Source organism: Chelativorans sp. AA-79 (assembly GCF_029457495.1).
Lineage (GTDB): Bacteria > Pseudomonadota > Alphaproteobacteria > Rhizobiales > Rhizobiaceae > Chelativorans.
Genome location: NZ_CP120361.1, coordinates 1,980,050 through 2,004,495 on the forward strand (window position 1 = coordinate 1,980,050; position 24,446 = coordinate 2,004,495).

General features: G+C 63.8%; 21 protein-coding genes. 11 read left to right on the top strand and 10 right to left on the bottom strand.

Translation table 11 applies throughout. The features are described 5' to 3' along the window. Positions 1 to 3: 3 nt before the first annotated feature. Genes PVE73_RS09580 through PVE73_RS09610 form a run of 7 tightly spaced genes read right to left on the bottom strand, consistent with a single transcriptional unit; the run spans position 4 to position 7,609 of the window. Entirely contained in the window at positions 4 to 1,554 is a 1,551-nt protein-coding gene (locus tag PVE73_RS09580; RefSeq protein ID WP_277366716.1) for an acetolactate synthase large subunit, read from the bottom strand. Continuing rightward, complete coding sequence (locus tag PVE73_RS09585) at positions 1,551 to 3,068, bottom strand: FGGY family carbohydrate kinase (RefSeq protein ID WP_277366717.1); 1,518 nt, start codon at positions 3,066 to 3,068, stop codon at positions 1,551 to 1,553. The genes PVE73_RS09580 and PVE73_RS09585 overlap by 4 nt, the downstream gene beginning before the upstream one ends. Before the next feature lie 20 nt (positions 3,069 to 3,088). Beyond that, a complete protein-coding gene (locus PVE73_RS09590; RefSeq protein ID WP_277366718.1) occupies positions 3,089 to 3,775 on the bottom strand; it encodes an L-fuculose-phosphate aldolase in 687 nt (228 codons plus the stop codon). Then, positions 3,772 to 4,821: a 2-hydroxyacid dehydrogenase gene (locus PVE73_RS09595; RefSeq protein ID WP_277366719.1), complete on the bottom strand. Its 1,050-nt coding sequence runs from the start codon at positions 4,819 to 4,821 to the stop codon at positions 3,772 to 3,774. Before PVE73_RS09595 ends, PVE73_RS09590 begins: the two co-directional genes overlap by 4 nt. An 11-nt stretch (positions 4,822 to 4,832) precedes the next feature. Further along, complete coding sequence (locus tag PVE73_RS09600) at positions 4,833 to 6,038, bottom strand: CoA transferase (protein ID WP_277366720.1); 1,206 nt, start codon at positions 6,036 to 6,038, stop codon at positions 4,833 to 4,835. An 18-nt stretch (positions 6,039 to 6,056) separates the two neighbouring features. Then, positions 6,057 to 6,824, bottom strand: coding sequence for a CoA transferase (locus tag PVE73_RS09605; RefSeq protein WP_277366721.1), 768 nt, complete (start codon positions 6,822 to 6,824; stop codon positions 6,057 to 6,059). Then, positions 6,821 to 7,609: a CoA transferase gene (locus tag PVE73_RS09610; protein ID WP_277367400.1), complete on the bottom strand. Its 789-nt coding sequence runs from the start codon at positions 7,607 to 7,609 to the stop codon at positions 6,821 to 6,823. The genes PVE73_RS09605 and PVE73_RS09610 overlap by 4 nt, the downstream gene beginning before the upstream one ends. Before the next feature lie 240 nt (positions 7,610 to 7,849). On the opposite strand from PVE73_RS09610, the gene PVE73_RS09615 reads away from it, so the two are divergent. The 4 genes from PVE73_RS09615 to PVE73_RS09630 all read left to right on the top strand — a co-directional run bounded on the left by PVE73_RS09615 (position 7,850) and on the right by PVE73_RS09630 (position 12,784). Continuing rightward, positions 7,850 to 9,001, top strand: coding sequence for an ABC transporter ATP-binding protein (locus PVE73_RS09615; protein WP_277366722.1), 1,152 nt, complete (start codon positions 7,850 to 7,852; stop codon positions 8,999 to 9,001). A gap of 74 nt (positions 9,002 to 9,075) precedes the next feature. Further along, positions 9,076 to 10,797 carry an ABC transporter permease subunit gene (locus PVE73_RS09620; RefSeq protein ID WP_346772410.1) on the top strand — a complete coding sequence of 574 codons (1,722 nt, stop codon included), beginning with the start codon at positions 9,076 to 9,078 and terminating at the stop codon, positions 10,795 to 10,797. Positions 10,798 to 10,823: 26 nt separating this feature from the next. Then, complete coding sequence (locus PVE73_RS09625) at positions 10,824 to 11,915, top strand: extracellular solute-binding protein (RefSeq protein WP_277366724.1); 1,092 nt, start codon at positions 10,824 to 10,826, stop codon at positions 11,913 to 11,915. Between the two features lie 119 nt (positions 11,916 to 12,034). Continuing rightward, on the top strand, positions 12,035 to 12,784 hold the full coding sequence (locus PVE73_RS09630) for an IclR family transcriptional regulator (protein WP_277366725.1): 750 nt from the start codon (positions 12,035 to 12,037) through the stop codon (positions 12,782 to 12,784). A gap of 114 nt (positions 12,785 to 12,898) precedes the next feature. On the opposite strand, the gene recQ is transcribed toward PVE73_RS09630, so the two are convergent. Both recQ and PVE73_RS09640 read right to left on the bottom strand, forming a co-directional pair. Further along, positions 12,899 to 14,701, bottom strand: coding sequence for a DNA helicase RecQ (gene recQ, locus PVE73_RS09635; protein ID WP_277366726.1), 1,803 nt, complete (start codon positions 14,699 to 14,701; stop codon positions 12,899 to 12,901). Between the two features lie 206 nt (positions 14,702 to 14,907). Then, positions 14,908 to 15,204 carry a hypothetical protein gene (locus PVE73_RS09640; RefSeq protein WP_277367599.1) on the bottom strand — a complete coding sequence of 99 codons (297 nt, stop codon included), beginning with the start codon at positions 15,202 to 15,204 and terminating at the stop codon, positions 14,908 to 14,910. Between the two features lie 302 nt (positions 15,205 to 15,506). On the opposite strand from PVE73_RS09640, the gene PVE73_RS09645 reads away from it, so the two are divergent. Next, the gene (locus tag PVE73_RS09645) at positions 15,507 to 16,535 is read left to right on the top strand and encodes a fatty acid desaturase (RefSeq protein ID WP_277366727.1); all 1,029 of its coding nucleotides are present in this window, start codon (positions 15,507 to 15,509) and stop codon (positions 16,533 to 16,535) included. A 35-nt stretch (positions 16,536 to 16,570) separates the two neighbouring features. Here PVE73_RS09645 and PVE73_RS09650 read toward each other — a convergent pair whose 3' ends face one another. Then, positions 16,571 to 16,753, bottom strand: coding sequence for a hypothetical protein (locus tag PVE73_RS09650; RefSeq protein ID WP_277366728.1), 183 nt, complete (start codon positions 16,751 to 16,753; stop codon positions 16,571 to 16,573). Positions 16,754 to 17,146: 393 nt separating this feature from the next. On the opposite strand from PVE73_RS09650, the gene PVE73_RS09655 reads away from it, so the two are divergent. The 6 genes from PVE73_RS09655 to PVE73_RS09680 all read left to right on the top strand — a co-directional run bounded on the left by PVE73_RS09655 (position 17,147) and on the right by PVE73_RS09680 (position 24,408). Continuing rightward, the gene (locus PVE73_RS09655; RefSeq protein ID WP_277367401.1) at positions 17,147 to 18,379 is read left to right on the top strand and encodes a malonyl-CoA decarboxylase; all 1,233 of its coding nucleotides are present in this window, start codon (positions 17,147 to 17,149) and stop codon (positions 18,377 to 18,379) included. A gap of 3 nt (positions 18,380 to 18,382) precedes the next feature. Next, on the top strand, positions 18,383 to 19,906 hold the full coding sequence (locus PVE73_RS09660) for a malonyl-CoA synthase (RefSeq protein WP_277366729.1): 1,524 nt from the start codon (positions 18,383 to 18,385) through the stop codon (positions 19,904 to 19,906). A gap of 11 nt (positions 19,907 to 19,917) precedes the next feature. After that, complete coding sequence (locus tag PVE73_RS09665; RefSeq protein WP_277366730.1) at positions 19,918 to 21,591, top strand: UGSC family (seleno)protein; 1,674 nt, start codon at positions 19,918 to 19,920, stop codon at positions 21,589 to 21,591. 9 nt (positions 21,592 to 21,600) lie between these two features. After that, a complete protein-coding gene (locus PVE73_RS09670; RefSeq protein WP_277366731.1) occupies positions 21,601 to 22,539 on the top strand; it encodes an FAD-dependent oxidoreductase in 939 nt (312 codons plus the stop codon). Between the two features lie 19 nt (positions 22,540 to 22,558). Next, positions 22,559 to 23,263 (top strand): GntR family transcriptional regulator, encoded by a 705-nt coding sequence (locus PVE73_RS09675; protein WP_277366732.1) that lies wholly within the window; start codon positions 22,559 to 22,561, stop codon positions 23,261 to 23,263. Positions 23,264 to 23,364: 101 nt separating this feature from the next. Further along, positions 23,365 to 24,408: an extracellular solute-binding protein gene (locus PVE73_RS09680; RefSeq protein ID WP_277366733.1), complete on the top strand. Its 1,044-nt coding sequence runs from the start codon at positions 23,365 to 23,367 to the stop codon at positions 24,406 to 24,408. Positions 24,409 to 24,446 lie beyond the last annotated feature (38 nt).

Below are 24,446 nucleotides of genomic sequence, written 5' to 3' on the forward strand. Positions count from 1 at the left end.
TCGCTAGATCACGGCCTCGATGAGAAACGGTCCCTTCCTCGCGCAGGCCGAATTCAGGAGATCGGCGAAGCCTTCTACGGTGTCGGCTCGTGCGGCTTCGACACCCATGCCTGCAGCCAGCGACACCCAGTCGATTGCAGGGTCGTCGAGGTCGAGCATGCGGCTTGCGTTGTGGCCGGGCACACCCGCGCCCACATTCTTCAATTCGCCGTAGAGGATGGCGTAGCGCCTGTTGGAGAACACAATGGTGAGGCAGTCAAGCCGCTCGCGCGCTTGCGTCCACAGTGCCTGTGCCGTGTACATGCCGCTGCCGTCCGCCTGGAGCGTGATGACCTTTCGGTCGGGGCAGGCAACCGCCGCGCCCGTGGCGAGCGGCAGGCCGATCCCGATCGCGCCGCCGGTCAGTTGAAGGAAGTCGTGCGGCGGCGCGCCGTAGGTGCAGCGGAAGAAGTCACGGCCGGAGGAAATCGACTCGTCGCAGACGACGGCATTTTCCGGCATATGGAGAGCCAGTGCGGCGGCGATGGCATCGGGCGTGAGCCTGCCGGCGGGCAGGGCCGGCCGCTCGCGCGCGGCAAGCCGTGGCTTGTCGGACGCGGCCAGGCCGACCTCGTCGGCCAGCGCCTCGATTGCCGCGGGCAAGTCGCTTCCTGGTTCGGCGAGGTCGAGCACCGCGCACTCTGCCGGCAGCATGCTGCTCGGCTTGCCAGGATAGGCGAAGAACCCGACAGGCGCCTTTGCGCCGATGAGGATCACCTGTTCCGTCGAGGCGAAGGCCTCCAGCGCCTTGTCGATGACATAGGGCACGCGATCGACCCTCGCGCGGCCCGCGCCGCGCTGCATGCGGCCGTTGGACTGCTGGGCCATCAAGCGTGCGCCTGTACGTGCGGCGATCCGGTCGAGCAGCGCAAGCGGCGCTTCGCGCAGGGCGGTTCCCGTGGCGATGATCGTGGTCTGTCGGCCGGAGAGCAGCGCCTGTGCCGCCTCACGGATGCGTTGCGGCTCGGGTTTCGCAGGGCCGGGCATGGCGAGGCGCTCCGGCGCGCGGCCGTTCGTGGTGGTCCAGGCTGCGTCCGCGTGAAGGATCAGGGTGGCGATCTGGCCGGGGGCGGTGTTGGCGGCGCGGATCGCCTCCTGCGCCACGGTGCCCACCGCATCCGCGCTGGTCGCGCGGCCGACCCAGTGCGACATCGGCTGGGCGAGAGAGTCGATATCGGATGCCAGGGGTGCATCATGGGCGAGATGCCAGGTGGCGTGGTCTCCGACGACATTGACCATCGGGCTGCGCGCGCGCTTGGCATTGTGGAGATTGGCGAGCCCGTTGGCCAATCCCGGCCCCAGATGCAACAGCGTCAAGGCGGGCTTGTCGGCCATGCGGGCATAGCCGTCGGCCGCACCGGTCACCACGCCTTCGAACAGCCCCAACACGCAGCGCATGCGTGGCTGGCGATCCAGCGCGGCGACGAAGTGCATCTCCGACGTGCCCGGATTGGCAAAGCACACGTCGATGTCGTTGGCGAGCATGGTCTCGCAGAGGATATCGGCGCCGTTCATGCAATGTGCTCCCGAGGCAGGTCAACTGCCAGATCTGCGATTGCGGACAAGTCCTGCCATGACGGCTGTAGCATGTCGAGCAGGCGTGAGAAGAGCCTGTACTTGGCGGCCGCATAGTCCCCGACTGCGCCGGGCTCGGGCGCAACGACCGTATCGGGCGCGACGATCCAGTCCCGTGCGAGCGTCTCCGGAGATGCGCCGTACAGATGCTTGGCCGCGATGGCGGCCAGGCCGCGCAGGCCGGCAAGGCCGCCCGTGGTGGCCTGGACCTTTCGGCCGAGCACGGTCGCCAGGAAGCGGGTGAAATTGGCATCGCCCGAGAGGCCGCCGCCGAGCGACAGGTCTCCCTCGGGCGCATTCATCATCTCGTGGCTCTTGCACGCGACGAAGGCAAGCGCCTCCAGCGCAGCCCAGGCTATTTCACGCGGGCCTGAGGCCGCCGTCAGCCCGAAGATCGCGCCGGAGGCATGGGGGGCGGTCACCGGCGCGCGTTCTCCCCCGGGCTCCAGGAAGGGATGAAGCAGCACGCCGGAATAGGCCGGCTGCGATGGTCCGGCCGCCCCGCTCCCGGTCAGCCTCGCCACATGGGCGCAGAGCGCGGCGCCGTTGAAGCTTGGGTGAAAGCATAGATATCCGCCCGTGAGTGCGAATGGCTGGATGATGGCGCCGGGGGGCTTTTCCCGCATCGCGCCCGGATCGTCCATGTGGCAGGCATGGATCGCGCTGGTGCCGAAAATGGACGCTCTCGTCACGCCCGGCCGGCTGCCGAGGCCGAGGCCTGTCAGCGCCGATTGCACATCGCCGGGGCCGAGCAGGACGGGAGTCCCCTCCGCGATGCCGGTCCTGTCGGCCGCTGCTTTCGACAGGCCGGCGCGGCAGTCGCCGATCGGCGCGAGTTCGGGAAGCAGCGCCACGCCCCGGCGAAGGCCCAACGCCTCTTCGACGGCGGCGGATGTCTCGCCCGTACGCCAATCGCCCCATGTGGGAAGGAGTGCGGTCGGCTCCGCCAATACTCTTCCGGTCAATCCGTGAAACAGCCATTCCTTGCAACGGAGGGCATGAGCGATACGCTCCAGCCGTGCCGTGTCGTTGTCCTGCAGCCACAGCAGGTGCAGGCTCTGGGAAGCGGCCGTGGGCTGCGCCGATGTGACCGCCTCGACCGCTTCGAGGCGGCCGGCACGCTGCAATGCCGTGGCGAGCGCGCGCGTACGCCCGTCGAGCCAGGTGATCGCGTTGCCGACCGCCCGTCCGCCGGTGTCGATCGGCCATAGCCCGTCGCCCTGTCCGGTTATGATCAGGCCTTCGATCGGCCCTTCCAAACGTCGGGCGCACTCGGCCAGCACCGCGAAGGCGTCGTCCAGCGTCGCCTGCATGTCCTGCTCGACGCGCGCGCCGTCGCGCTGCAGTGCGGAATTGTCGCGCTGCGCCGTCGCCACCACGCGCCCCTCGGCATCGAAGGCTGCCGCCTTGACGGTCGTCGTGCCCGAATCGAGGCAGAGGAGTCTGGCGCTCATGACGGGGCCGCGAGCAAGGTTCAGGATGCCCGGCGCAGGCCTTCAAGGGCCTTGCTGCTCTGCTGGCCGTAGGTCTTGAATTTCTCCAGGACCTCGGCAATCTCCGGTTCGGAAAGGACGGGCGGCTCGCCCAGCGGCAGGCATAGGAGGTACTGGCGGGCCAGTTCCTCCACCGTGACGGCGAGTGACAATGCTCGCGCGATCGAGACATGCGCGGCGATGACGCCGTGATGGGCCATCAGGCAGGCACGGCGGCCCTCCAGCGCTTTGACGACCCGGTCGGCGAGCGCCTGCGAGCCGAATATCTCGTAGGGTGCACAGCGGATCGAGTTCCCACCGGTGGCTGCGATGGAATAGTGGATCGCCGGGATGTCCTTCTCCAGGATGGAGACCGTCGTCGCATGCGTGGAATGGGTGTGGACGACCGCATTGAGGTCGGGGCGGGCCTTCAGGATGTCGCGATGGAAGCGCCATTCGCTCGACGGCAGCACATCGCCCTTGAAGGTTGCGTCCCAATTCATCGCTACGACGTGATCGGGCGTCAGCTTGTCGTAGGGAATGCCGGTCGGCGAGATCAGGAAGCCGTCGCCGAAGCGGACGCTGATGTTGCCGGCGGTGCCCTTGTTGATGCCGAGTCCATTCATGCTGCGGCAGGCTTCGATCAGTTCGGTCCGAAGGGTCAGTTCTTCGCTCATGGTGTCGCTCATTTGATCGGGTGAAGGGGCTGTTGTCCGTCGAGAAGCCGCCCGATGTCCTCCGCTATCATATCGGCCGCCTTGACAATCGAATAGCGCGAGGCGCCGGCGATGTGCGGCGACAGGGTGACATTCGGCAGTTTCAGTAGCGGCCAATCGGCCGGCGGCGGCTCCGGATCAAAGGTGTCGAGCGCAGCGCCCTTGAGGTGGCCGGAAACCAGCGCGTCGTGCAGCGCGCAATAGTCGAGAACCTGGCCGCGCGTCGTGTTGACGATATAGGCGCCACGTTTCATCGATTCGATCTGCTGGCGGCCGATCATGCCCCTGGTTTGCGGGGTGACCCGTGGATGCAGCGTGATGACATCGGCGACGGCAATGAGCTGTTCCAGTTCCACCTTCTCGATGCCGGCGGCGCGATCCTCGTCGGTGAGTTGCTTGAAGGGATCGGCGACGAGGATCCTGCAGCCGAAGGGTTGCAACAGCCGAGCGACGCGCGTGCCGATGTCGCCATAGCCGACGATCCCGACGGTGAGTTCGCAGAGTTCCGGTCCCGCATGATCGAAGTGGTAGAACTCGCGGCGGAACTCCCCACTGGCGACCGAGAGATGGCCGCGGATCAGGTTGCGCGTCTCGGCCAGCAACGAAGCGACGGTGAACTCGGCAACTGCGGAGGCGTTGCGGCCGGGTGTGTTGATGACCGTCACCCCGCGTTCCCGCGCGGCCGCCATTTCGATGTTGACCGGCCCGCCACGCGAGACGGCGATGATCTCCAAGTTCGGCGCACGGGTGAGGCTTTCCGCCGTGATCGGTGCGAGATGCGTGATCAGGATATCCAAATCCCCGATGAAGTCGAAATAGTGCTCGGGCCGACCGACGAACTCGGCGACCGGCAGCGATGGGTCGTGTTTTGTCGATTGGATCCTCAGCGGCCAATCGAGCATCACGCTCTTCACCGAGAACCGGTGATTGGAAAGGCGGCGGTCGAGTGCCCTTTCGAAGAAGGCGGGCTGCATGAATCCGTCGCCGATGATGCCGATCGAAAGTGTCTCTCTCACCATGTCCCTTTTCCTCAGGCAATGCACACGGCCGGTGCGTCGTCGTCATCGTCAAGCCCGGGCAGCACCTCCCGGTATGGTGCCGGCTCGACGGCGAGCGCGTCGAGGATCTCGCCCGTATGCTGGGCAAAGCGCGGCGGCGCCATCCGGTAGCCCGCCGGCGTCCGCGACATCTTGATCGGGCTTCCGGTGCCGCGATATTCTCCAATGTCGACCACCATCTCCCGGTGCAGCGTATGCGGTGCGGTCGCCACCTGCTCGATGTTGCGGACCGCGCCGCAGGGGACGCCCGCCTTGATCAGCGTATCCGCGATGGCTTCGCATTCATGCGTGGCGAGCGCTGCCTCCAGCTCGGCCTTCAGCGCGTCGCGGTTGACGTTGCGGTCGCCATTGGTGGCAAAGCACCGATCGTCCGGCAGGTCCGGGCGGCCGATGATCCGGCAGAGCGTTTCGAACTGGCGATCGTTGCCGACCGCCAGGAAGAGCGGCTCCGTTGCCGTGGCGAATGTGTCGTACGGGCAGATATTGGGATGCGCGTTGCCAGATGGTTCCGCAACCTGGCCGGAGAGATAGTAGTTGGGCAGGTGTGGGTGAAGCAGCGATACGCCGCAATCGTAGAGGGTGGTCTCGACGAACTGGCCCTTGCCGCTGGTCGTACGCTCGTTGAGTGCCATCAGAATGCCGATGACGGCATTCAGCCCCGTAACCATATCGACCACCGGCAGGCCGACCCTCAGGGGTTCGCCGCCGCTTTGGCCATTGACGCTCATGATGCCGCAGGACGCCTGGATCGCGGCATCGTAGCCCGGCAGCCCGCCAAGCGGACCGTCGGCGCCGAAGCCGGACACCCTGCAATGGACAAGGCGCGGAAACCGCTCCGCAAGCTCCTCCTGACCCAGCCCCCATCTCTCGAGCGTCCCCGTCTTGAAGTTCTCGATGAAGACGTCCGCATCCTCCAGCAAACGCAGCAGCAGCTCACGTCCGGCGGGCTTCGCCATGTCGAGCGCCATGCCGCGTTTGTTGCGGTTGAGGCCGAGGAAGTAGCTGGCGGTCCCGTTGAGGAAGGGCGGTCCCCAGCCACGCGTCTCGTCGCCCGTCGGAGGTTCGATCTTGATCACGTCGGCGCCATGATCCGCAAGGATCTGGCCGGCATAAGGCCCGCCCAGCACGCGGCTGGCGTCGATCACCTTGAGGTTGGAGAGAGAACCGTGTGGCAGCATGTCTTTCAATCCAGTCATTCAGGAGGGGAGTGCCACACCGGCGATGTCGCGGCGCAGATTGGCCGCGAAACCCGGATAGGTTTCCTCGAGTTCGTCCAGCACACGCCCGCGCAGCAGCTCGAGCGTGCCACGGTCCGGGGCGGGGGTCACGGACGGGCTCGGATCGTGCAGAAATTCGAAACCGGTCGCGGCACGTATTTCCTCCAGGCTGTGGCCGGAGTGCATGCTTTCGAGGCGGAAACCCGGGCGCGCGGGGTCGAAGCTGAACAGGCCCATGCCGGTGAGCAGCGCCCGCGGTCCGCCCGTCCGATGGATGCCTTCGGGACTCAAGCCCGGAGCGCTGACGAAATCGACCTTCTCGACGAAGACGCGCGGCGAATGCTCTTCCCTGAACAGGATCACGCGCGGCACCACGAAATAAAGATAGGCCGAGCCGAAGGAGCCCGGCCAACGCACCTTCGAGCGCGGATAGCCACCTGCTCCGACGAGATTGACGTTGCCTTGGCCGTCTATCTGGCCACCGCCCAGAAAGAAGGCGTCGATGCGGCCCTGGCCGGCGCAGTCGAACAGTTCTGCCGAGCCGTTGGTGAAGAAGTTGTGCTCGACGGAACCCAGGATCGAAATCCTTACCTCCGGCGCCCCCATCTCCTTCTCGAGCGCGCGCAGCAGCATTGCGCCGGCAGCCGGAATTGGGGAGGAGGCGCCCACGGCCACGTGCCGCACGCCTTCGAGCAGTCGCGCGACCGTGCAGATCAGGATCTCGCGGGGCGAAGCGGCCGCCGTCATTGTGCTGCCTCGAGTGCCGCGCCGCGCATGTAATCGGCGAAACCCTCGGCATTGCGGGCGGCGCGCGCGTATCGGGCAAGTTCGGCCGTGTCCGTCGGATATTCGCCCCACAATCCATAGGGGAGGGCGCCGCGCGGCGCGACGGCGATGTCGCTCACATAGAGCGCGGGCAGGGTGCCCGCCGCGCTTTCCTCGGTGGCAAGGAGGCTTTCCTCCACGATGCGCTCCACGGTGACGAGCGTGATGCGGGAAGCGTAGGCCATCGCGGCGAGTTCGCGTCGCCGGCCGATCCAGACATTGCCGAAACGGTCCGCCTTCGGAGCGTGGAAGATGGCGACGTCGGGATGGATCGCCGGCACCAACACGATCGGGTCTCCGCTCTCGGCAAAAGGATTGTCGATCACGCGCCAGTCCTCGCGGTTGGCCAGAACGTCCGTGCCGATCAAGCCACGGATCGGCATGAAGGGATTCCCCTTCTGCGCGGCCAGCAGGCCGGCGTGAATCGCGGGGCAGGTGGCGTCGATGATCTCCACCGTGCCGTCGAGGACCGCCCGGTTGAAACGGGGTGCTCCGCCTGCCTCGCCGAGCGAGACGGCGCTGGTCTCGATCGTGCGTACGAGACCTGCGCCGATGAGCATGTCGACCTGGAGGCCTCCGGTCGGGACGCACACAAGGTGGAGTTGACCGGCACCGTTTTCGATCAGCGGCATGGTCATTGCCATCGACACTCCGGCGTAGTCGACCGGCAGCGCGACGCGCATGCCCGTCTCGACCCGCCGTGCCATCGATTGCAGCTGCGATGCCAAATCCTCCTCCTCCCGGTCGGGCCGGTGTTCTATATTGTAGAACAAAATTCTGTTATTCAGAATTAGTTGCGTTTTCCCAACCTGTCAACGGCTCAGGGTGGCGATATGCCCATGGGCGATTCGATGTCGTGTGAAACGTCGCTTGACAAGTCGAGCAAATCGGGTCCAATGATAAATACAGAATGCTGTTCTATAATATAGAACGCAGGGAGGAGGCAGATGAGTGACGGTTTGGCTTGGCGCGCAGAGCGCCGGGACACTGCAGTGAACGGCTGCGACGGCGCAGACTCCCGCCCTGCGAAGGGCATCGGCAGCAGTATTGCCGTGGCCGATGTGTCAAAATCGTATGGCACCTTCAAGGCCGCCGACCGGATCAGGCTCGAGATCGAGCCGGGCGAATTCGTGACGCTGCTTGGTCCTTCGGGCAGCGGGAAGACGACCCTGCTGAACCTCGTTGCCGGTTTCCAGAAGCTCGACAGCGGCGGAATCCTGATCGACGGGAAACCGATCCACAACGTGCCGACCCACCGGCGCGGCTTCGGCATGGTCTTCCAGAGCTACGCCCTGTTCCCCAACATGACGGTCACCCAGAACGTCGCGTTTCCGATGCGCATGGCCGGTATCGACCGCGCCACCACCGAACGCCGCGTCGCCGAAACGCTGGAGATCATGCGACTTTCCGAGCATGCGTCGAAGATGCCCGCGCAGATGAGCGGCGGGCAGCAGCAGCGTGTCGCCATCGCCCGCGCCATCGTCATGCGCCCGCGCGTCGTGCTGATGGACGAGCCGCTGTCCGCGCTTGACCGGCGCCTGCGCGAATCCATCCAGATAGAGATCCGCGACCTGCACCAGAGGCTGGGCAGCACCATCCTGTTCGTGACCCATGACCAGGGCGAAGCTCTGACCATGTCCGACCGCATAGCCGTGCTCGATGCCGGCCGCATCGTGCAGGTGGGGACCCCCGTGGAGATCTACCGTCACCCGGTAAATCGCTTCGTTGCGTCCTTCGTCGGCGAATCCAACCTGATCGAGGCTGAGATCGTCCAGAAGCGCGGCTCGACCATGACTCTGAAGAGCCGCGCCGGATATGTCTTCAACGCGGAGAGCCGCAACGCCATCGATGTGGGGCGGGCGACCGTTCTGGTCAGGCCGGAACGCATCGCCGTCTTCGACGAGGCGACGCCGGGCTCGACGCCGGCGACCGTCACCTCCGCCCTCTTTCTCGGCGAGATCTTGCGGATCGAGGCGCGGATGGAGGGGGGCGAGACCCTGCTCATCCGCTGTACGGACACGGCCAGCCGCGGCCTGCCGGCGGTCGGCGAACGGCTGCATGTAAGCTGGGGAGCTGAAGACTGCTGGGTGCTGGCATGACGACGGCCTCGATTGACATGCGCCCGGTCGGGGCGCTTGGCGCGAGGTTGCGGCGGCGGCTGAAGGACCCAGCAATGCTGCTCTTGCCGGCGGCTGGTTTTCTCGCCTTCATCTATCTTCTCCCGCTCATCGATCTCACCCGCATCAGCATGAGCGGCGCGACCTGGTGGGTTCATTTCGAGCGTGTATTCGCGGTCCCACAGTACTGGGAATCGCTCGTTCGCACGATGGAGATCTCCGTCACGGTCGCCTTGCTGTGCCTGTTCTTCGGCTACCCGACGGCCCTTCTTATCCATCGCAGCCGCGGCTGGGTGCAGGTCCTGGTCGCGGCTTGCATCGTGCTGCCCTATTTCATTGCGATCCTCATCCGCACCTATGCATGGATGGTGCTGCTGGGTCGCAACGGCCCAATCAACAAGATGGCCACGTGGCTCGGCATCTACGACCAGCCGATGCAGCTTCTTTTCAACCGCGGAGCCGTTCTTCTCGGTATGACGGCGGTGCTTCTGCCGATCATGGTGCTGTCCATCTACTCGAGCGTGTCGCGCCTGGACGGGAGCCTCATGCGCGCCGCGCAGGCGAGCGGCGCCGGTCCGATCGCCACTTTCTGGCGCGTGCTGCTTCCTCTGACTTTCCCGGGCATCGGCGCGGGCTTCCTGCTCGTCTTCGTCATGGGGCTCGGATTCTTCATCACGCCCACCGTTCTTGGTGGCGCCGGCGACCAGATGTTCGCCATGCACATCACCCAGCAGGCCGATTTCGTCACCAGCGAGGGGTTCCTCCAGGCGCTTGGGGTGGTGCTCCTGGTGATCACCCTCGTGGTTGTCGGGGTGGCCGGGCGCTTCCTGGGCTTTGAGTTCATCTGGGGTGGCGGCAAGCTTGCCGAAACACATGACAAACCGGATGCGGCGGCCGGCGGCCGGGCATCCGGCGTCGGGCGCCGCACGTTCGGCATGGTGCTGGCCGACACGATCGGCTGGCCGATCCTGCGGATGCTGTCGAGACTGCCGGGATTGATCGGCGGGATCACGGTCGTTTCGATGGGCGCGTTCGTCATCGCCACGCTCATCGTGCCGATCATCGTCGTGATGATCATATCGTTCAGCCACGCGAGCTATCTGACGTTCCCGCCGCCGAGCTTCTCGCTACGCTGGTACGAGAAGTTCTTCACCGACAGCGCCTGGATCGAGGCTTTCACGAACTCGGTGATGATCGCCGTTATCTCGGCGGCCATCGCCGTCGCTCTCGGCGCTTCGGCCGCGATGGGCATCGTGCGCAGTTCGATGAAGGGCAAGACCATCGTCATGTTGCTCCTGGTCAGTCCGGTGATCGTGCCGCCCGTGGTGCTCGGCCTGTCGCTCTACAGCCTGTTCGTGCGATGGGAGATCGCCGGCACGATCGGCGGCCTCGCGTCCGCCCATGCCATCGGGGGCATTCCCATCGTGGTGGTGATCGTTTCGGCCGCCCTGCAAGGCGTGGACCGCAAGCTCGAGCAGGCTGCTGCCGTGCATGGCGCCTCGCCGCTCACCGTCTTCCGCACGGTCACGCTCCCCGCGATCGCTCCTGGGCTCGCGGCGGCGGCATTCTTCGCCTTCCTACATTCGTTCGACGAACTGGTGCTGTCGCTTTTCCTGTCGAGCCCCCGGCTGCAGACCTTGCCGCTCAGGCTCTGGGCCGACGTCAACTATCAGCTCAACCCGGTGCTTGCCGTGGTTTCGACCCTCGAGGTCCTGCTCGTGATCGGTGGCATCGCGCTGGCACGGCCGGTTCTGACCCGCTCTCGCGGCGTGGCTTGAAGAAATCAACTGGAGAGGAGACTGAAATGCAATGGACGTCGAGACTGGTCCGCCTCGCGGCGGGCGTCGCGGGCACTGCGTTCTGCCTGAGCATCGCCGGCAGCGCATTCGCCCAGAGCAACGAGGTGGTCATGCAGGATCCCGGCGGCGCCTATGGCGATGCGCTTCGAGAGATCATGTACGATCCCTTCGAGAAGGAAACCGGCATCGACGTCGTTCTGGTGCAGGAGGCCCGTAGCGGCCCGCGTATCAAGGCGCAGGTCGAGGCCGGGAAGACCGAATGGGACCTCACTTTCATCTTCGACCAGGAAACGAAGCTTCTCGGTGATTGCTGCCTGGCGGATATCGACTACGACAAGCTTTCCGACAGTGCGAAGGAGACGCTGGCGGCCATGCCCGAGAATCTGAAGCGTTCCAAGGGAGTCGCCCTGCAGGTGATCGGCGTTGGCCTTGTCTACAACACCGACAAGTACAGTGGCGAAAACGTGCCGCAGAACTGGGTCGATTTCTGGGACGTCGAAAAATTCCCCGGTGCGCGCTGCCTGCCGGCATGGCCGCGTTTCGTCTTCGAGGCCGCCCTGATGGCCGATGGAGTGGCGAAGGAGGACCTTTACCCGCTCGACATTGATCGGGCCCTGAAGAAGGTGGAGGAGATCAAACCGCACGTCACCAAGTGGTGGACGACCTCCGCCCAGGCGCCGCAATTGCTGCTCGACGGCGAGGCCGACATGTGCATGGCCTACACCGGCACCATGAGCAAGCTCGCCCTCGAGGGTGCCCCGATCGAGCTCACCTGGAATCAGGGCTTCGTCTATTACGACTTCTTCTCCATCCCGAAGGGCGCGCCCAATTACGACAACGCCCTCAAGCTGCTCTCATGGCGCCTCGATGCGGAGCGCGCTGCCGAGCTGACCTCGAACTATCCCGTGGCACTTCCCTCGCCGGTGGTCTATGAGGCCGCCGACCCCGAGATCAGCCGTTATTGGGCGAACAATCCTGCCAATATCGCCAAGGCGATCGAATGGAGTCCGGACTACTGGGGTGCTCCTTCTCCGGATGGCCGCACCACCAACGAAGAGTACGGCCAGGAAAAGCTGAACGCGCTCCTCGCTGGATGATTCACTGCGACCTGCCGCGGGTCCTTGGAAGGTCCGCGGCAGGTCCTCCGTAAGTCGGTTTGGCCGATTTCGCTCTCTGTGCTAGAGCGCCTTTGTGACTGGGTCGAGAACACCACCTCATGGACAAAGCATTCGTCAAGGGATTGCGGCTTCTGGAGACGCTCGCGACGAGCGAGCAGCCGCGCGGTGTCACCGATCTTGCCACCGAACTGAAGTTTACGAAGAGCAATGTCCACCGACTGCTGGCAACGCTGCAGCAACAGGGCTACGTGCGGCAGATCCCGCCCCACAGCACCTATGAGCTCACCACCAAGATCTGGGAGCTCGGCAGCAATGTGATCCGCCGCATGGACCTTCTCAAGGTGGCACGTCCGGCGATGATGAAACTTGCGGAGATCACCGGAGAAACGATCCATCTTTCGGTGCTGGAGGATCTTGAAATCATCTATGTCGACAAGATCGAAAGCGAACAGCACATCCGCGCTCATACCAGCATCGGCGCGCGCGCTCCCGCTTATGCGGTGGCGACCGGCAAGGCAATGCTCGCCCACATGCCCGACAGCTATCTCGATCGGTTCACGCCTCATTTCAAGCGCTTCACCGACACGACGCGCGCTTCCCTGGCCGAGTTGAAGGAAGATATCGAGGTGGCCCGCCAGCAGGGCTATGCGATGGTCCCGCACGGCGAATGGCGGGAGGGGATCGCCGCCGTCGCATGCGCCATTCTCGGCCGCTCCGGCGAAGTGGTCGGCGCCATCGGAATGTCGGGGCCCGATTCCCGCATCAAGCGCAAGCATCTCAAGCAATTCTCGTCCGATGTGATGGAAGCGGCCCGATCGATCGGGCTTGCACTCGGCTATCGTCCTTGAACCGTCGCGTGCGAGCCGCGAGGATCTCGGCGCGCCCCGCCGTTCTCGGTCAATCGTCGATCGCAAGTCCGGCTTGCCTCCAACGGTCACAACCCGAATTCCGGGTGAGGGCCGTCATCCCGCATGCTCGGCGATGACGGCCAGGAAGGCGGGGCCGTAGCGTTCCAGCTTGGCTTCGCCGACACCTGGAACGCGGGCCATCGCTGCGTGCGAGGCGGGACGGGCGGCGGCCAGTTCGATCAGCGTCCTGTCGTGGAAGATCACATAGGGCGGAACGTTCTGCGTCCGGGCGATCTCCATGCGCTTTTCGCGCAACGCCTCGAATAGCGCCCGGTCGGTCTCGGGCAGGGCGGTTGCGGCCTGCTTGCGGGGGGCTTTTCCACGCCCGGCGCGCGGCGCCCGTGGGGCGCGCAGCATAAGGGCCGGCTTTTCGCGCAGGAATTGGCGGCCCGCCTCCGAGATCGACAGGCCGCCATGGCCGGCCAGGTCGACATTGATCAGACGCTGGGCGATCAACTGGCGCAGGATCGCCCGCCATGTGCGGTTATCGTGCTCCTTCCCGATGCCGTAGGTGGAGATGCGGTCATGGCCGAAGCGGGTGATGCGCTCGTCCTCGGCCCCCAGAAGCACCTCGACGATATAGGCCTGGCCGAAGCGCTCGCCCGTCCTGTGGATGCATGACAGGGCCTTTTGTGCGCCAATCGTCCCATCGAAAAGCTGCGGCGGCTCGGCACAGGTGTCGCAATTGCCGCACGGCTCGCAATGATCCCCGAAATAGGAAAGCAGCACCTGGCGGCGGCAGCCCGCCGTTTCGGCGAGCCCGAGAAGTGTATCGAGCTTTTGCCGCTCCATGCGCTTGCGCTGCTCGGGCGCGTCCGACTCCTCGATGAAGCGGCTGCGCAGCGCGATATCCTCATAGCCATAGAGCATCAGAGCGTCGGAAGGCAGGCCGTCGCGCCCGGCGCGGCCGGTCTCCTGATAATAGGCCTCGATGCTGCCGGGCAGGTCGGTATGGGCGACGAAGCGCACGTCCGGCTTGTCGATGCCCATGCCGAAGGCGATGGTGGCCACCATGACGACCGCCTCCTCGCGCTGGAAGCGCGTCTGGTTCGCCTCGCGCGCCGCCTTGTCCATGCCGCCGTGATAGGGGAGCGCGTTATAGCCTTTCGCGCAAAGCCAGGCCGCCGTCTCCTCCGTCTTGCGCTTCGATAGGCAATAGACGATGCCGCTCTCGTTCGCGTGGCCTTCCAGGAAGCGCTCCAATTGCCTGCGCGGGTTATCCTTCTCTTCGATGGCATAGCGGATGTTGGGGCGGTCGAAGCCGGCGATGAAGGCATCGCTTTCGGCGATCTTGAGATGCGTGAGGATCTCGGCCCGCGTCGGCGCGTCGGCGGTAGCCGTCAGCGCCATGCGCGGCGTGTCGGGGAACAGTGCGACAAGCGCGTCGAGCTGGCGGTAGGAGGGGCGGAAATCGTGTCCCCATTGCGACAGGCAATGCGCCTCGTCGATCGCGATCAGCGACAGCGGCGTCTGGCCGAGCCGCTCCACGACGCCGGGCTTGAGCAGCGTCTCCGGCGCCACGTAAAGCAGGTCCAGCGTGCCGCTGAAGATGTCCCGCCATAGCGCGCGGCGCTCCTCGCCCGGCAGATCCGAGTTGAGCGCGGCGGCCTTGACGCCCGCCTGGCGCAAAGCCGTCACCTGATCGGCCATCAGGGCGATCAGCGGCGAGACGACGAGGCCCATGCCGGGCCGGGCCAGCGCCGGAATCTGGTAGCACAGCGATTTGCCGCCGCCCGTCGGCATCAGCACGAAGGCATTGTTGCCGGCCACCACGTGATCGACGATCTCCGCCTGACGCCCGCGAAAGGCATCGTAGCCGTAGACGGTTTTCAGGATTTGCAGGGGATCGGCAGTCACGGGCGGCCTGCGGGAAGAATCGGAAAGGCGATTGTTCATAGCAGCTTTGTGCGGCGCCTGCAGTGCGTCCGCAGGGCGCAACTGCGCATCCCGGAACCATGCATTCGAAACCGCCTTTGCCGATCCGCAACGCGGAGACCCTACCCGGGATGGAAAGCTGTTCTTAACCCGCCGGGTTCGATTTGTTCGGGGATAGCCTTACCGGCTCAATCTTTACCTTCAGCTTCGCTCCGGTCCGCAGAGACCGCACGCTCTTTTGCAGCCGCCTTGGCCGCCAGCTTCTCGGCTTTCTTCGCCGCCTTGATGCGTTCGCGTTCCTTGCGTTCGTGATTGTAGTTCGGCGCTCGCGCCATGCTGCCTCCTTCATCTGCTGGGGCATGAATACGGAGATGGGGCTGAAAATACAATGGGCGGGTGGACAATCCGCTGCCGCGCAGGGCTTCGGCCCGTCTTCGCGGGCCGAGAAGCTCTCTCCTTTCATTGTAAATCGTAACCTGGATCATCGGGTTCTCCTGAGAAATTGTCGATCGAACGCCCGTGGGAGCGCTTGGAATGTTCTTCTGCCGAGAAGATTATTCTTGGTGCTCCTGTTATTCGACCGCCGGAGAGCTTAGATGAACGGTGCAGCCCCGGCACCCGGCCACAGGCGCGTCCGGTGCGAGAAGATGGCGGTGCGGCGGCCTGCGCCCGTGCGTCAAGGTATCGCCGTAAAGAAGAGTTTCGCTTCCGCCGGGCAGCCTGAGCACCGGATGTATATCTGTTAACACGCGTCCCGCTTGGGCGCATGACCACGCTTGGAGATATTGTGAAAGGTAATGTTGCCGCCAGCGCCACCATCGAGAGGAAGGGGCGCTCCTGGACCGCGGCTCTCGCACGATACAAACAACCCAGTCCGGCCCGCAGCACGGTCGAAATAGCCGTTACGGCACTGCCCTTTGTCGCATTGTGGGCATTGACCGCGCTAGCCGTTGTGCACGGCTACTGGTGGGGCCTCCTGCTGACGATCCCCGCGGCCGGTTTTCTGGTTCGTCTTTTCATTCTGCAGCACGATTGCGGTCACGGCACTTTGTTCGCGCGGCGCGGGATCAACGACTGGATAGGCCGCGTCATCGGCGTCTTCACGCTCACGCCCTACGATTACTGGCGCCGCACCCATGCCGTCCATCATGCAACCGCAGGCAATCTCGACAAGCGGGGGATCGGCGACGTCAAAACCCTGACGGTCGGCGAATATCGCGCGTTGCCCTGGTATGGCCGCCTGCACTACCGGCTCTATCGCCATCCGCTGGTGATGTTCGGCCTGGGTCCCGCCTGGCTGTTCATCTGTCAATATCGGCTGCCCTTCGGTCTTATGCGCGCCGGAGTGCAACCCTGGACGTCGACGATCGCCACCAATCTTGGCGTTGCCCTTCCGGTGGCCGGCCTGATGTGGCTCATCGGGATCGGCCCCTTTCTCATGGTGCAGGTACCGATCACCCTGATGGCGGCCACCGCAGGCGTCTGGCTTTTCTACGTTCAGCATCAGTTCGAAGAAACACATTGGTCCGAGGGCGACGACTGGAATTTCCAGCATGCCGCATTGCACGGCAGCTCGCACTACGACCTTCCCCTTCCGCTGCGCTGGATCACCGGGAATATCGGCATCCACCACGTGCATCACCTGTCAGCCAAAGTGCCGTTCTATCGTCTGCCCGAGGTGCTGCGAGACCATCCCGAGCTGCGCGACATAGGCCGCATCACCTTCCTTGAGAGCCTGAGATGCGTCAAACTCGTCCTGTGGGACGAAAGCGCCAAACGCCTCGTTTCGTTTCGAGAAGCACGCGCGACAGCCTAGCCGAACACAGCGTCGTTTCATCTCTGCTGGACTGATCACCGCAACCGTGTGACCCGGACGGCAGGATGCTGAAGGTCCGTGACTTTGCGATGCATCAGCTTGACCAGGATGCGCGACGCCTCCCTGCTTGCTTCGTCCGTATCGTCCCAGACCCGGCGAGGCTCCGATTCGTAGAACGCTTTCGCCAGCTTCTCCACCTGTTGCTCTGTCAGTTTCATTGTGTGTCACTCAAAAAAAAGCGGCCGGCCAGGCTGGGGCTGGGGATTGGGATAGGCGCCGGCCGCTATCCGACACAGCATAGTCAGAGCAGCCGCTATCGATAGTTAGCCGAAAGACTTCATCAAAATGGATGCGCTGTCGCGCATGGCTGCACCAGGGTCACGGAAAGGAATATGGTGCACGGCCATGCCTGTCTTCCCCTATTGCATGCTAGTCGAGAGGTATTGTATGCAATTAAGGAGGCGGAGGACGAGGCTGTGTGGTCGCAAGCCCAAATCGGAAAGCGGCGGGAGATTACTTCATTCGTTTCGGATCTTATCCAGATCCTGACGGATCGGCGATGGCCGGCACTCATCCTCCCAGGAAAGACGAAGCAGATCGACCTTGGCGCCATGTGCGAGCTTCTCCTGTCGCGGCGGGGTGAGGCCACCGGTGTAGCGCTGGCGTCCGTTATTCTCGACGCCTATGGCAAGGCCGACGCCGATGCGCAACTCGCCTTTCTCAGGATATTGTTGAACGGCTTCGATGTGGATCAGGAAGCGCTCGAGAAGGCGATCGAAGCCTATGGCGCAAGAAGAGATCCTGTCAGCGCAAGCAAGCTGCACGATGCTGCCGAACCGAAACGCCAGGAGCTTTTCCGCCGGCTCAACATGGCCCCGGGGGGAACACAGGCGCTGGTGCGGATGCGGGAACATCTGCTGCAGCGGCTGCATGCGGAACCGGAACTCAGCGCGGTCGACACCGATTTCATCCATCTCTTTTCCTCCTGGTTCAACCGCGGATTTCTCACCTTGCAGGCCATGGATTGGCGCACTCCGGCCAATATCCTGGAGAAGATCATCCGGTATGAGGCCGTGCACGAGATCACCGACTGGGATGAATTGCGCCGGCGCGTCGAGCCGGGCGATCGGCGCTGCTTCGCATTTTTCCACCCGCAGATGCCCGACGAGCCGCTTATCTTCGTGGAAGTGGCCCTCGCCCGCGAGATCGTCACGTCTATGGACGTGCTGCTCGATCCGGATCGGACGCCCATTCCGGCCGAGGCCGCGAACACTGCCGTGTTCTACTCGATCTCCAACTGTCAGGCCGGACTGAAGGGTGTCTCGTTCGGTAGCCTGCTGATCAAGCAGGTTGTGGCGGACCTCCAGCAGGAACTGCCCAATCTCAGGAAATTCGTGACGCTCTCGCCGGTTCCGGGTTTTGCCGAATGGCTCCGTCAGCAATTGGCTGAACCTTCGTCGCACCTGATAAGCAAGGCGGACAGAGCGGTGCTCGGCGCGGCGGATCTCCTCAGTCCCGGGGAGCACGTCGCCGATGTCCGCAAGGCGCTGCTGAGTGCCGCCGCCGCTTACCTCCTCCATGCCAAGCGCGCGGACGGCCAGCCACTGGATCCCGTGGCGCGCTTTCACCTGGGCAATGGAGCCCGACTGCAGCACATCAATCTTCTTGCGGATCGCTCCGGACGGGCCGTCAGACAGTCCATCGGCATCATGGTCAATTACCTTTATGACCCGAAGACAATCGAGGAAAACCACGAGCTTTTTGCTGAAAGCCGACAAGTTGTCGCTTCGCCGGAAACGCGAAAGCTATTCCAGGGGGACAGCATTGAAATCGAAAGAGCATAGCTGATGGCGGACAGTCTCTTCTCCCATCTGATCACACAAGGGTCGGATCCCGACCGCACCGCGTTGATCGTTCCAGGCGGTGGCGTGGTGAGCTATCGCGATCTCGACCGCATGTCGGCTCGTTATGCACATGCGTTGTGCGCGCTGGGAGTGAGCAGGGGAGACCGGGTGGCCGTACAAGCCGAAAAGTCCCTGGATGTCGTGTTGCTCTACCTCGGGGCTATCCGCATGGGAGCGGTGTATCTGCCGCTCAACACCGCGTATACGGCGGCCGAGACGTCCTATTTTCTGGCGGATGCGGCGCCAGCCGTCTTCGTCTGTGATCCGTCGATGGAGAACACCGCTCGGGAACTCTGCCGGGCAGGGGACACGAAGGTCGCGACACTGGGCGGGGACCTCGGCGCGCTGGTGGACGCACAGCCGGACCAATTCGAAACCGCTGCGGTTTCAGAGCGCGATCTGGCGGCGATCCTGTACACGTCAGGAACGACGGGCCGCTCCAAGGGGGCGATGCTCACCCACGGCAATCTGCTGTCCAACGTCCAGGCGCTGCGGGAATGCTGGCGCTACACACCGGAAGACGTTTTGATCCATGCGCTGCCGATCTTCCACACGCACGGTCTCTTCGTTGCGCTCAACCTGACCTTCTTCTCCAAGGCATCGGCGATCCTGCTGCCCAAATTCGACCCGGACGCCATCATGAACGCCTTGCCCTCCGCAACGGTGCTGATGGGGGTTCCAACCTTCTACACGCGCCTTCTCGCACGTCCCGAGCTCTCGGTGGCAGCCTGCCGCCACATGCGCGTATTCATTTCCGGCTCTGCTCCGCTCAGGGCCGAAACGCATGAGGAATGGCAGCGGCGGACGGGCCACGCGATCCTCGAGCGCTACGGCATGACCGAAACGAACATGAACACGTCGAACCCTTATGACGGCGAGCGGCGCCCCGGCACGGTGGGCTTCCCTCTTCCCGGCGTGAGTCTCCGGATCGTGGATGCACAGACGAACGTACCGGCGGGCGCGGATGAGGTCGGCATGATCCAGGTCAAAGGCCCGAACGTCTTCAGGGGCTATTGGCGGATGCCGGAGAAAACGGCGGCTGAGTTCACCTCCGACGGATATTTCATCACTGGAGATTTGGGCAAGGTCGACGGCGACGGCTATGTTCACATCATAGGGCGCCAGAAGGATCTCGTGATCACCGGCGGATACAACGTTTATCCCAAGGAGATCGAGACGGAGATCGACGCCATTCCGGGCGTGGCGGAAAGCGCCGTCTTCGGCATCGAGGACGCCGATATGGGCGAACGCGTGATAGCGGCGGTCATCACGGACGGCAGCCGCACCCTTCAGGCGGCCGATATCGAAGATCATCTTGCAGGGCGGCTCGCGCGCTACAAGAGGCCGAGCGAGATCGTCTTCCTGTCGGAATTGCCCCGCAACACCATGGGCAAGGTGCAGAAGGAAGTGCTTCGCCGCAATCATGCCGAGACCCGGGAGCCGCTCGCGGCGGGAAACGAACGTTAGGGAGACCGAAAATGCTCGTTGAGAAGGAACGGACGACAACGGAAGCAAAGATCTCGGTCCTGGACCCGCGGGGATATCCCCCGGCCGTTACGGGCAAGTCTCCGGCGCCGCGACTAGGCACCCTGGATGGCAAGACGATCTATCTCGTAGATAGCCGCTTCGACGATTCCATCGAACTCTTAAAGCAGATCGAGATCTGGTTCCGGGAGTTCATGCCCGGCGTGAAGACCAAGATCGTCCAGATGGCGAGCACCTACGCCAAGGACGATCCGAAGCTGTGGGAAGAGATCCGGGCAAACGGCCATGGGGCCATTCTCGGCGTCGGCCATTGCAGCACGTGCGCGCCCGCCGTATGCACCCATGCCATAACGCTCGAGACCAAATATGGCGTGCCCACAGTCGCCGTTCACACGGACAAGTTCGAGAAGGTGGTGAAGTCGGTCGCCCGCATGGGCGGCCTGCCGCAACTGCCTCTGGTGTTCGTTCCCCAGCCGGTGATGGGAAAGAGCGCGGCGGAGCTGCGCGACTATGTTCTTGGCACGGATCCCGTGCGCGGCGCGCCGGTCATGCGCGAGATCGTGGAGGGCCTGACCATCGGGCTGGCGCAGACCTCTTCGGCCGATCTCGTCGTCTCCAAGGCGCCGGCCGATCGCCTGCTGCCCGCCGACACGGAAGAAAACCTGCACGCGCTGTTCCTTGACAATCGCTGGACAGACAATCTGCCGATCGTGCTCCCCACGGAAAAACGCGTGGCCGAGATGCTGAAGGGCACGAGCCGTTCTCCCGAAGAGATCGTCGGAAAGATGCAACCGACCGCCAATCGCGGCGCCTGGAGCTATACGGTCGAGAAGGTGGCCGTCAATGCGGTGATGGCCGGTGCGCGGCCCGAATATTTCCCGGTCATATTGGCGCTTGCCGCCGGTCAGGTCAGCGCGCGCGGCAGCACGTCCAGCTCAGGCGCGGCCATGGCTGTGGTCAACGGCCCCATCCGGCATGAGATCGGCATGAATATGGGCATCGGCGCGTTGGGTCCCTACAACCACGCAAACGCCACCATCGGCCGCGCCTTCGGCCTGCTGTCGCAAAATCTGCAGGGCGGGTCCGTGCCGGGTGAAAGCTTCATGGGGTCGCTCGGCAACAATTACAGCTACAACAGCATCACCTTCGCCGAAAACGAGGAACGCAGCCCGTGGGAGCCCCTGCATGTGCAGAAGGGCTTCGCGGCCGATACGAGCGCGGTCAGCGTCTTCTTCGGCTGCCGATCGACCACATTCTGTTTGGGGCTACGCGAAAAACACTGGCGCGAGCACGTGCGCGACATGCTGCTGGGCACCGACGCGGTGACCGCTCCGGTGCTCCTGCTCGATCCGATCACTGCGCGCCAGTTCGTGGAGCGAGGAGGGTTCACCGAGAAGGCTGACCTGATCTCCTGGATCCACGAGACGGCGAAGATGCCGGGAGATCGCTACTGGGACCTGCAACTCATCCAGAACTACGTCTATCCGCGCGCCACGTTCGGCGAGGAGCCGATGGCGGGCGAACTGAAGAAGGGACCAGACGAACTCGTCCATGTCTTCCGTCTGCCGGAAATCAACGTCATCGTGGTGGGCGGCGAAACCAACGGCTATTGGCAGATCATGGGCGCCCGGCACCAGACGACCGTCTCGGTCGACGAGTGGCGTTAGGAGGCTGACATGCGGGAGTTCGATATCGTCGTCGTCGGCGCTGGAGTGGCCGGTTTGACGGCAGCAGCGACCGCTGCACGGCATGGGGTGTCGGTAGCGGTCGTTGAAAAACTCGGTGCCGGCGGCCAGATCATGACAGTCGAGCGCATCGAGAATTTTCCTGGCTCTTCCGAGCCCGTGGCCGGCTTCGAACTGGGTCCGGTCATGCAGGAACAGGCAGAGCAGGCCGGCGCCGAATTCCTGCTTGATACCGTGGAAGGGTTCGTTCTCGGCGGCCCGGTCCCGGTGATCCGTTGCTCGGAAGGAGAGATCGCCGCACGGGCGATCATCGTCGCCGCTGGATCGAGCCGCCGCGCTCTGGGCGTTCCCGGCGAGGAGCAATTGAAAGGCAGGGGTGTCTCCCACTGCGCCTCCTGCGACGGACCCCTCTACAAAGGCATGACAGTGGTTGTCATCGGGGGCGGAGATTCAGCCTTCGACGAGGCGCGCACGCTTGCCGCCCACGCGGGAAAGGTGCTCATCGTTCACAGAAACGATAGGTTCCGGGCCGCCAAGCCGCAGGTGAAAGGGGTATCCGAACTCGACAACGTCACGATCCTGCCCAACGCGACGGTCGAGAAAATCCTCGGCGAAGATGTCGTGAAGGCAGTTTCCCTGCGCGATGAAACGACGGGCACCTCGCGGGAGGAGCCGGTGGACGGGGTTTTCGTCTATGTCGGCCTGGAGCCCAACACGGATTTCCTGGAGGGGAAGCTGAAACTGGGCGATGACGGGCGGGTCGTAACGGACCGTTTCATGCAGACCTCCGTTCCCGGCGTTTTCGCCGCTGGCGATATCCGGCATGGATCGGCGGCCCTTCTGGCGGAGGCTGCCGGAGACGGCGCCACCGCCGCAATGGCTGCGCTGCGGCATCTTGGCGGGCTTTCCGCGTTGCGCGCGGCAGAGTAGAGGCCAGGATGATTCCCACTTGCCGAACGGAAAGTCGATGAAGCAAAGCCGAGCAGCGCTCCTGCGCGATGCGATCGAGGAAGATATCGTCACCGGCGTCTACAAACCGGGAGAGCGCCTGGATGAAACCACTCTTGCTGCGCGGCACCAGGTTTCGCGCACCCCCATTCGCGAAGCGCTGACGCAATTGAGCGCGATGGGCGTCGTGAAGATCCAGCCCCATCGAGGCGCCTTCGTAAATGAGATTACGCTGCCTGAAATGATCGGCATGTTCGAGGTCATGGCCGAACTGGAGGGAATGTGTGCCCGTCTGGCGGCGCGCCGCATGAGCCCTCAGCAACTGGACGAACTCGTGGCTGCGCAAGCGGATTGCCTGGCAGCGCTCGGCAAGGGCGAGGCGGACGACTACTACTACGCCAACGAGCGGTTTCACCTGCTGCTCTACGCGGCGAGCGGCAACAGCTTTCTTGCGAGCACGGCCACCGCTCTGCACAAGCGCCTGAAACCCTATCGCCGCCTGCAACTGCGCGTCCCCGGCCGTCTCGAGAGGTCGGCGGCCGAGCATGAGAACGTGATCGCGGCATTGCGCGCACGGGATTCCGCGAAGGCTGAAGAGCTTATAGAGAGCCACATTCTCGTTCAGGGCGACATGTTCAGCGATTTCTTGTCGACGATGAGTTCGCTGACTTCTTGGGACGAGCGCCAGCCCGCCAAACTTGCCTGACAAAGTGGGGTGCCATTCTCTTATACAACTCGTCAAAGATTGCATACAATGCTGCTGTGTGCGAGAGATAGGTGCGTTAGAGGAATTCCTGGGAGGAAGAAATGTTGAAGCAGACCCTAAGCCTGGTCTTAATGGCCGCTTTGTCTCCACTGGCCGCACACGCCCAGTCGGAGAACTTTTCCGAGCATGAGCAGGCGCTTTACGAGGCTGCGAAGGAGGAGGGGGAGGTGATCTGGTATACCTCCCAATTCACGACGGAAATGTCTGAAGCGGCCTGCGAACTCTTCATGAAGCGTTACGAGGGCATCACGTGCAGCCCTGTTCGCGCCACGGGCGGCGTGACTTTCCAGCGCATCATGCAGGAGGTGCAGGCCGGTGCGGTGCAGGGCGACATCCTCAGCACGAACGACCAGACGGATTTGATCGAACTGAAGAAGCTCGATGCGCTCGAGCAGTTCGTGCCGAACGGGATCGAGACAATGTCTCCGGTTTTGAAGGGCATGAACGATAGCGACGGCTATTTTTTCGTGTCGAGCGTCTCGCCCTATGGCATCACCTACAACACCAATCTGGTCTCCGAAGAAGAAGCCCCGAAGAGCTGGAGCGATCTGCTCGACCCGAAATGGAAGGACCAGGTGGCGATCGCCCACCCAGGCTTCTCCGGCAGCGCCGGTCTGTGGACGCTGGCCATGCGGGACCTCTACGGCTGGGAATATTTCGAGAAGCTCGAAGTGGGCAAGCCGCAGATAGGCCGCTCCATCGCCGACGGATACAATCTGGTCGTCTCGGGAGAGCGCAAGGTGGCGGTCACGGCCATTGCGCTGTCGCGCCAGGGAGCCGTGGACGGGCAGCCGGTGGCAACGGTCACTCCTTCGGAGGGCCTTATGCTTCCGCCGAGCGGCACCGCCATTCTTGCCGCCGCTCCCCATCCCAACGCGGCCAAGCTCTTCGCGGAATTCATGCTTACCGAGGAATACTCGGTTTGGCTCCGCGACCTGCAGCGCTATCCGCTGCACGCGGATGTCGACACGGCCGAAGGCATCGACCCGCTGGATCCCGACAAGGTCCTGATCGTGCCGGCTCAGGAGGCGATCGAAGGGCTTGCGGAAGTTCAGGAGAAATTCCGCGACACCTTCGGTATCTAGCCGAATCCGCATTCTCTGGGGAGGCTGGCGCAGGCCGG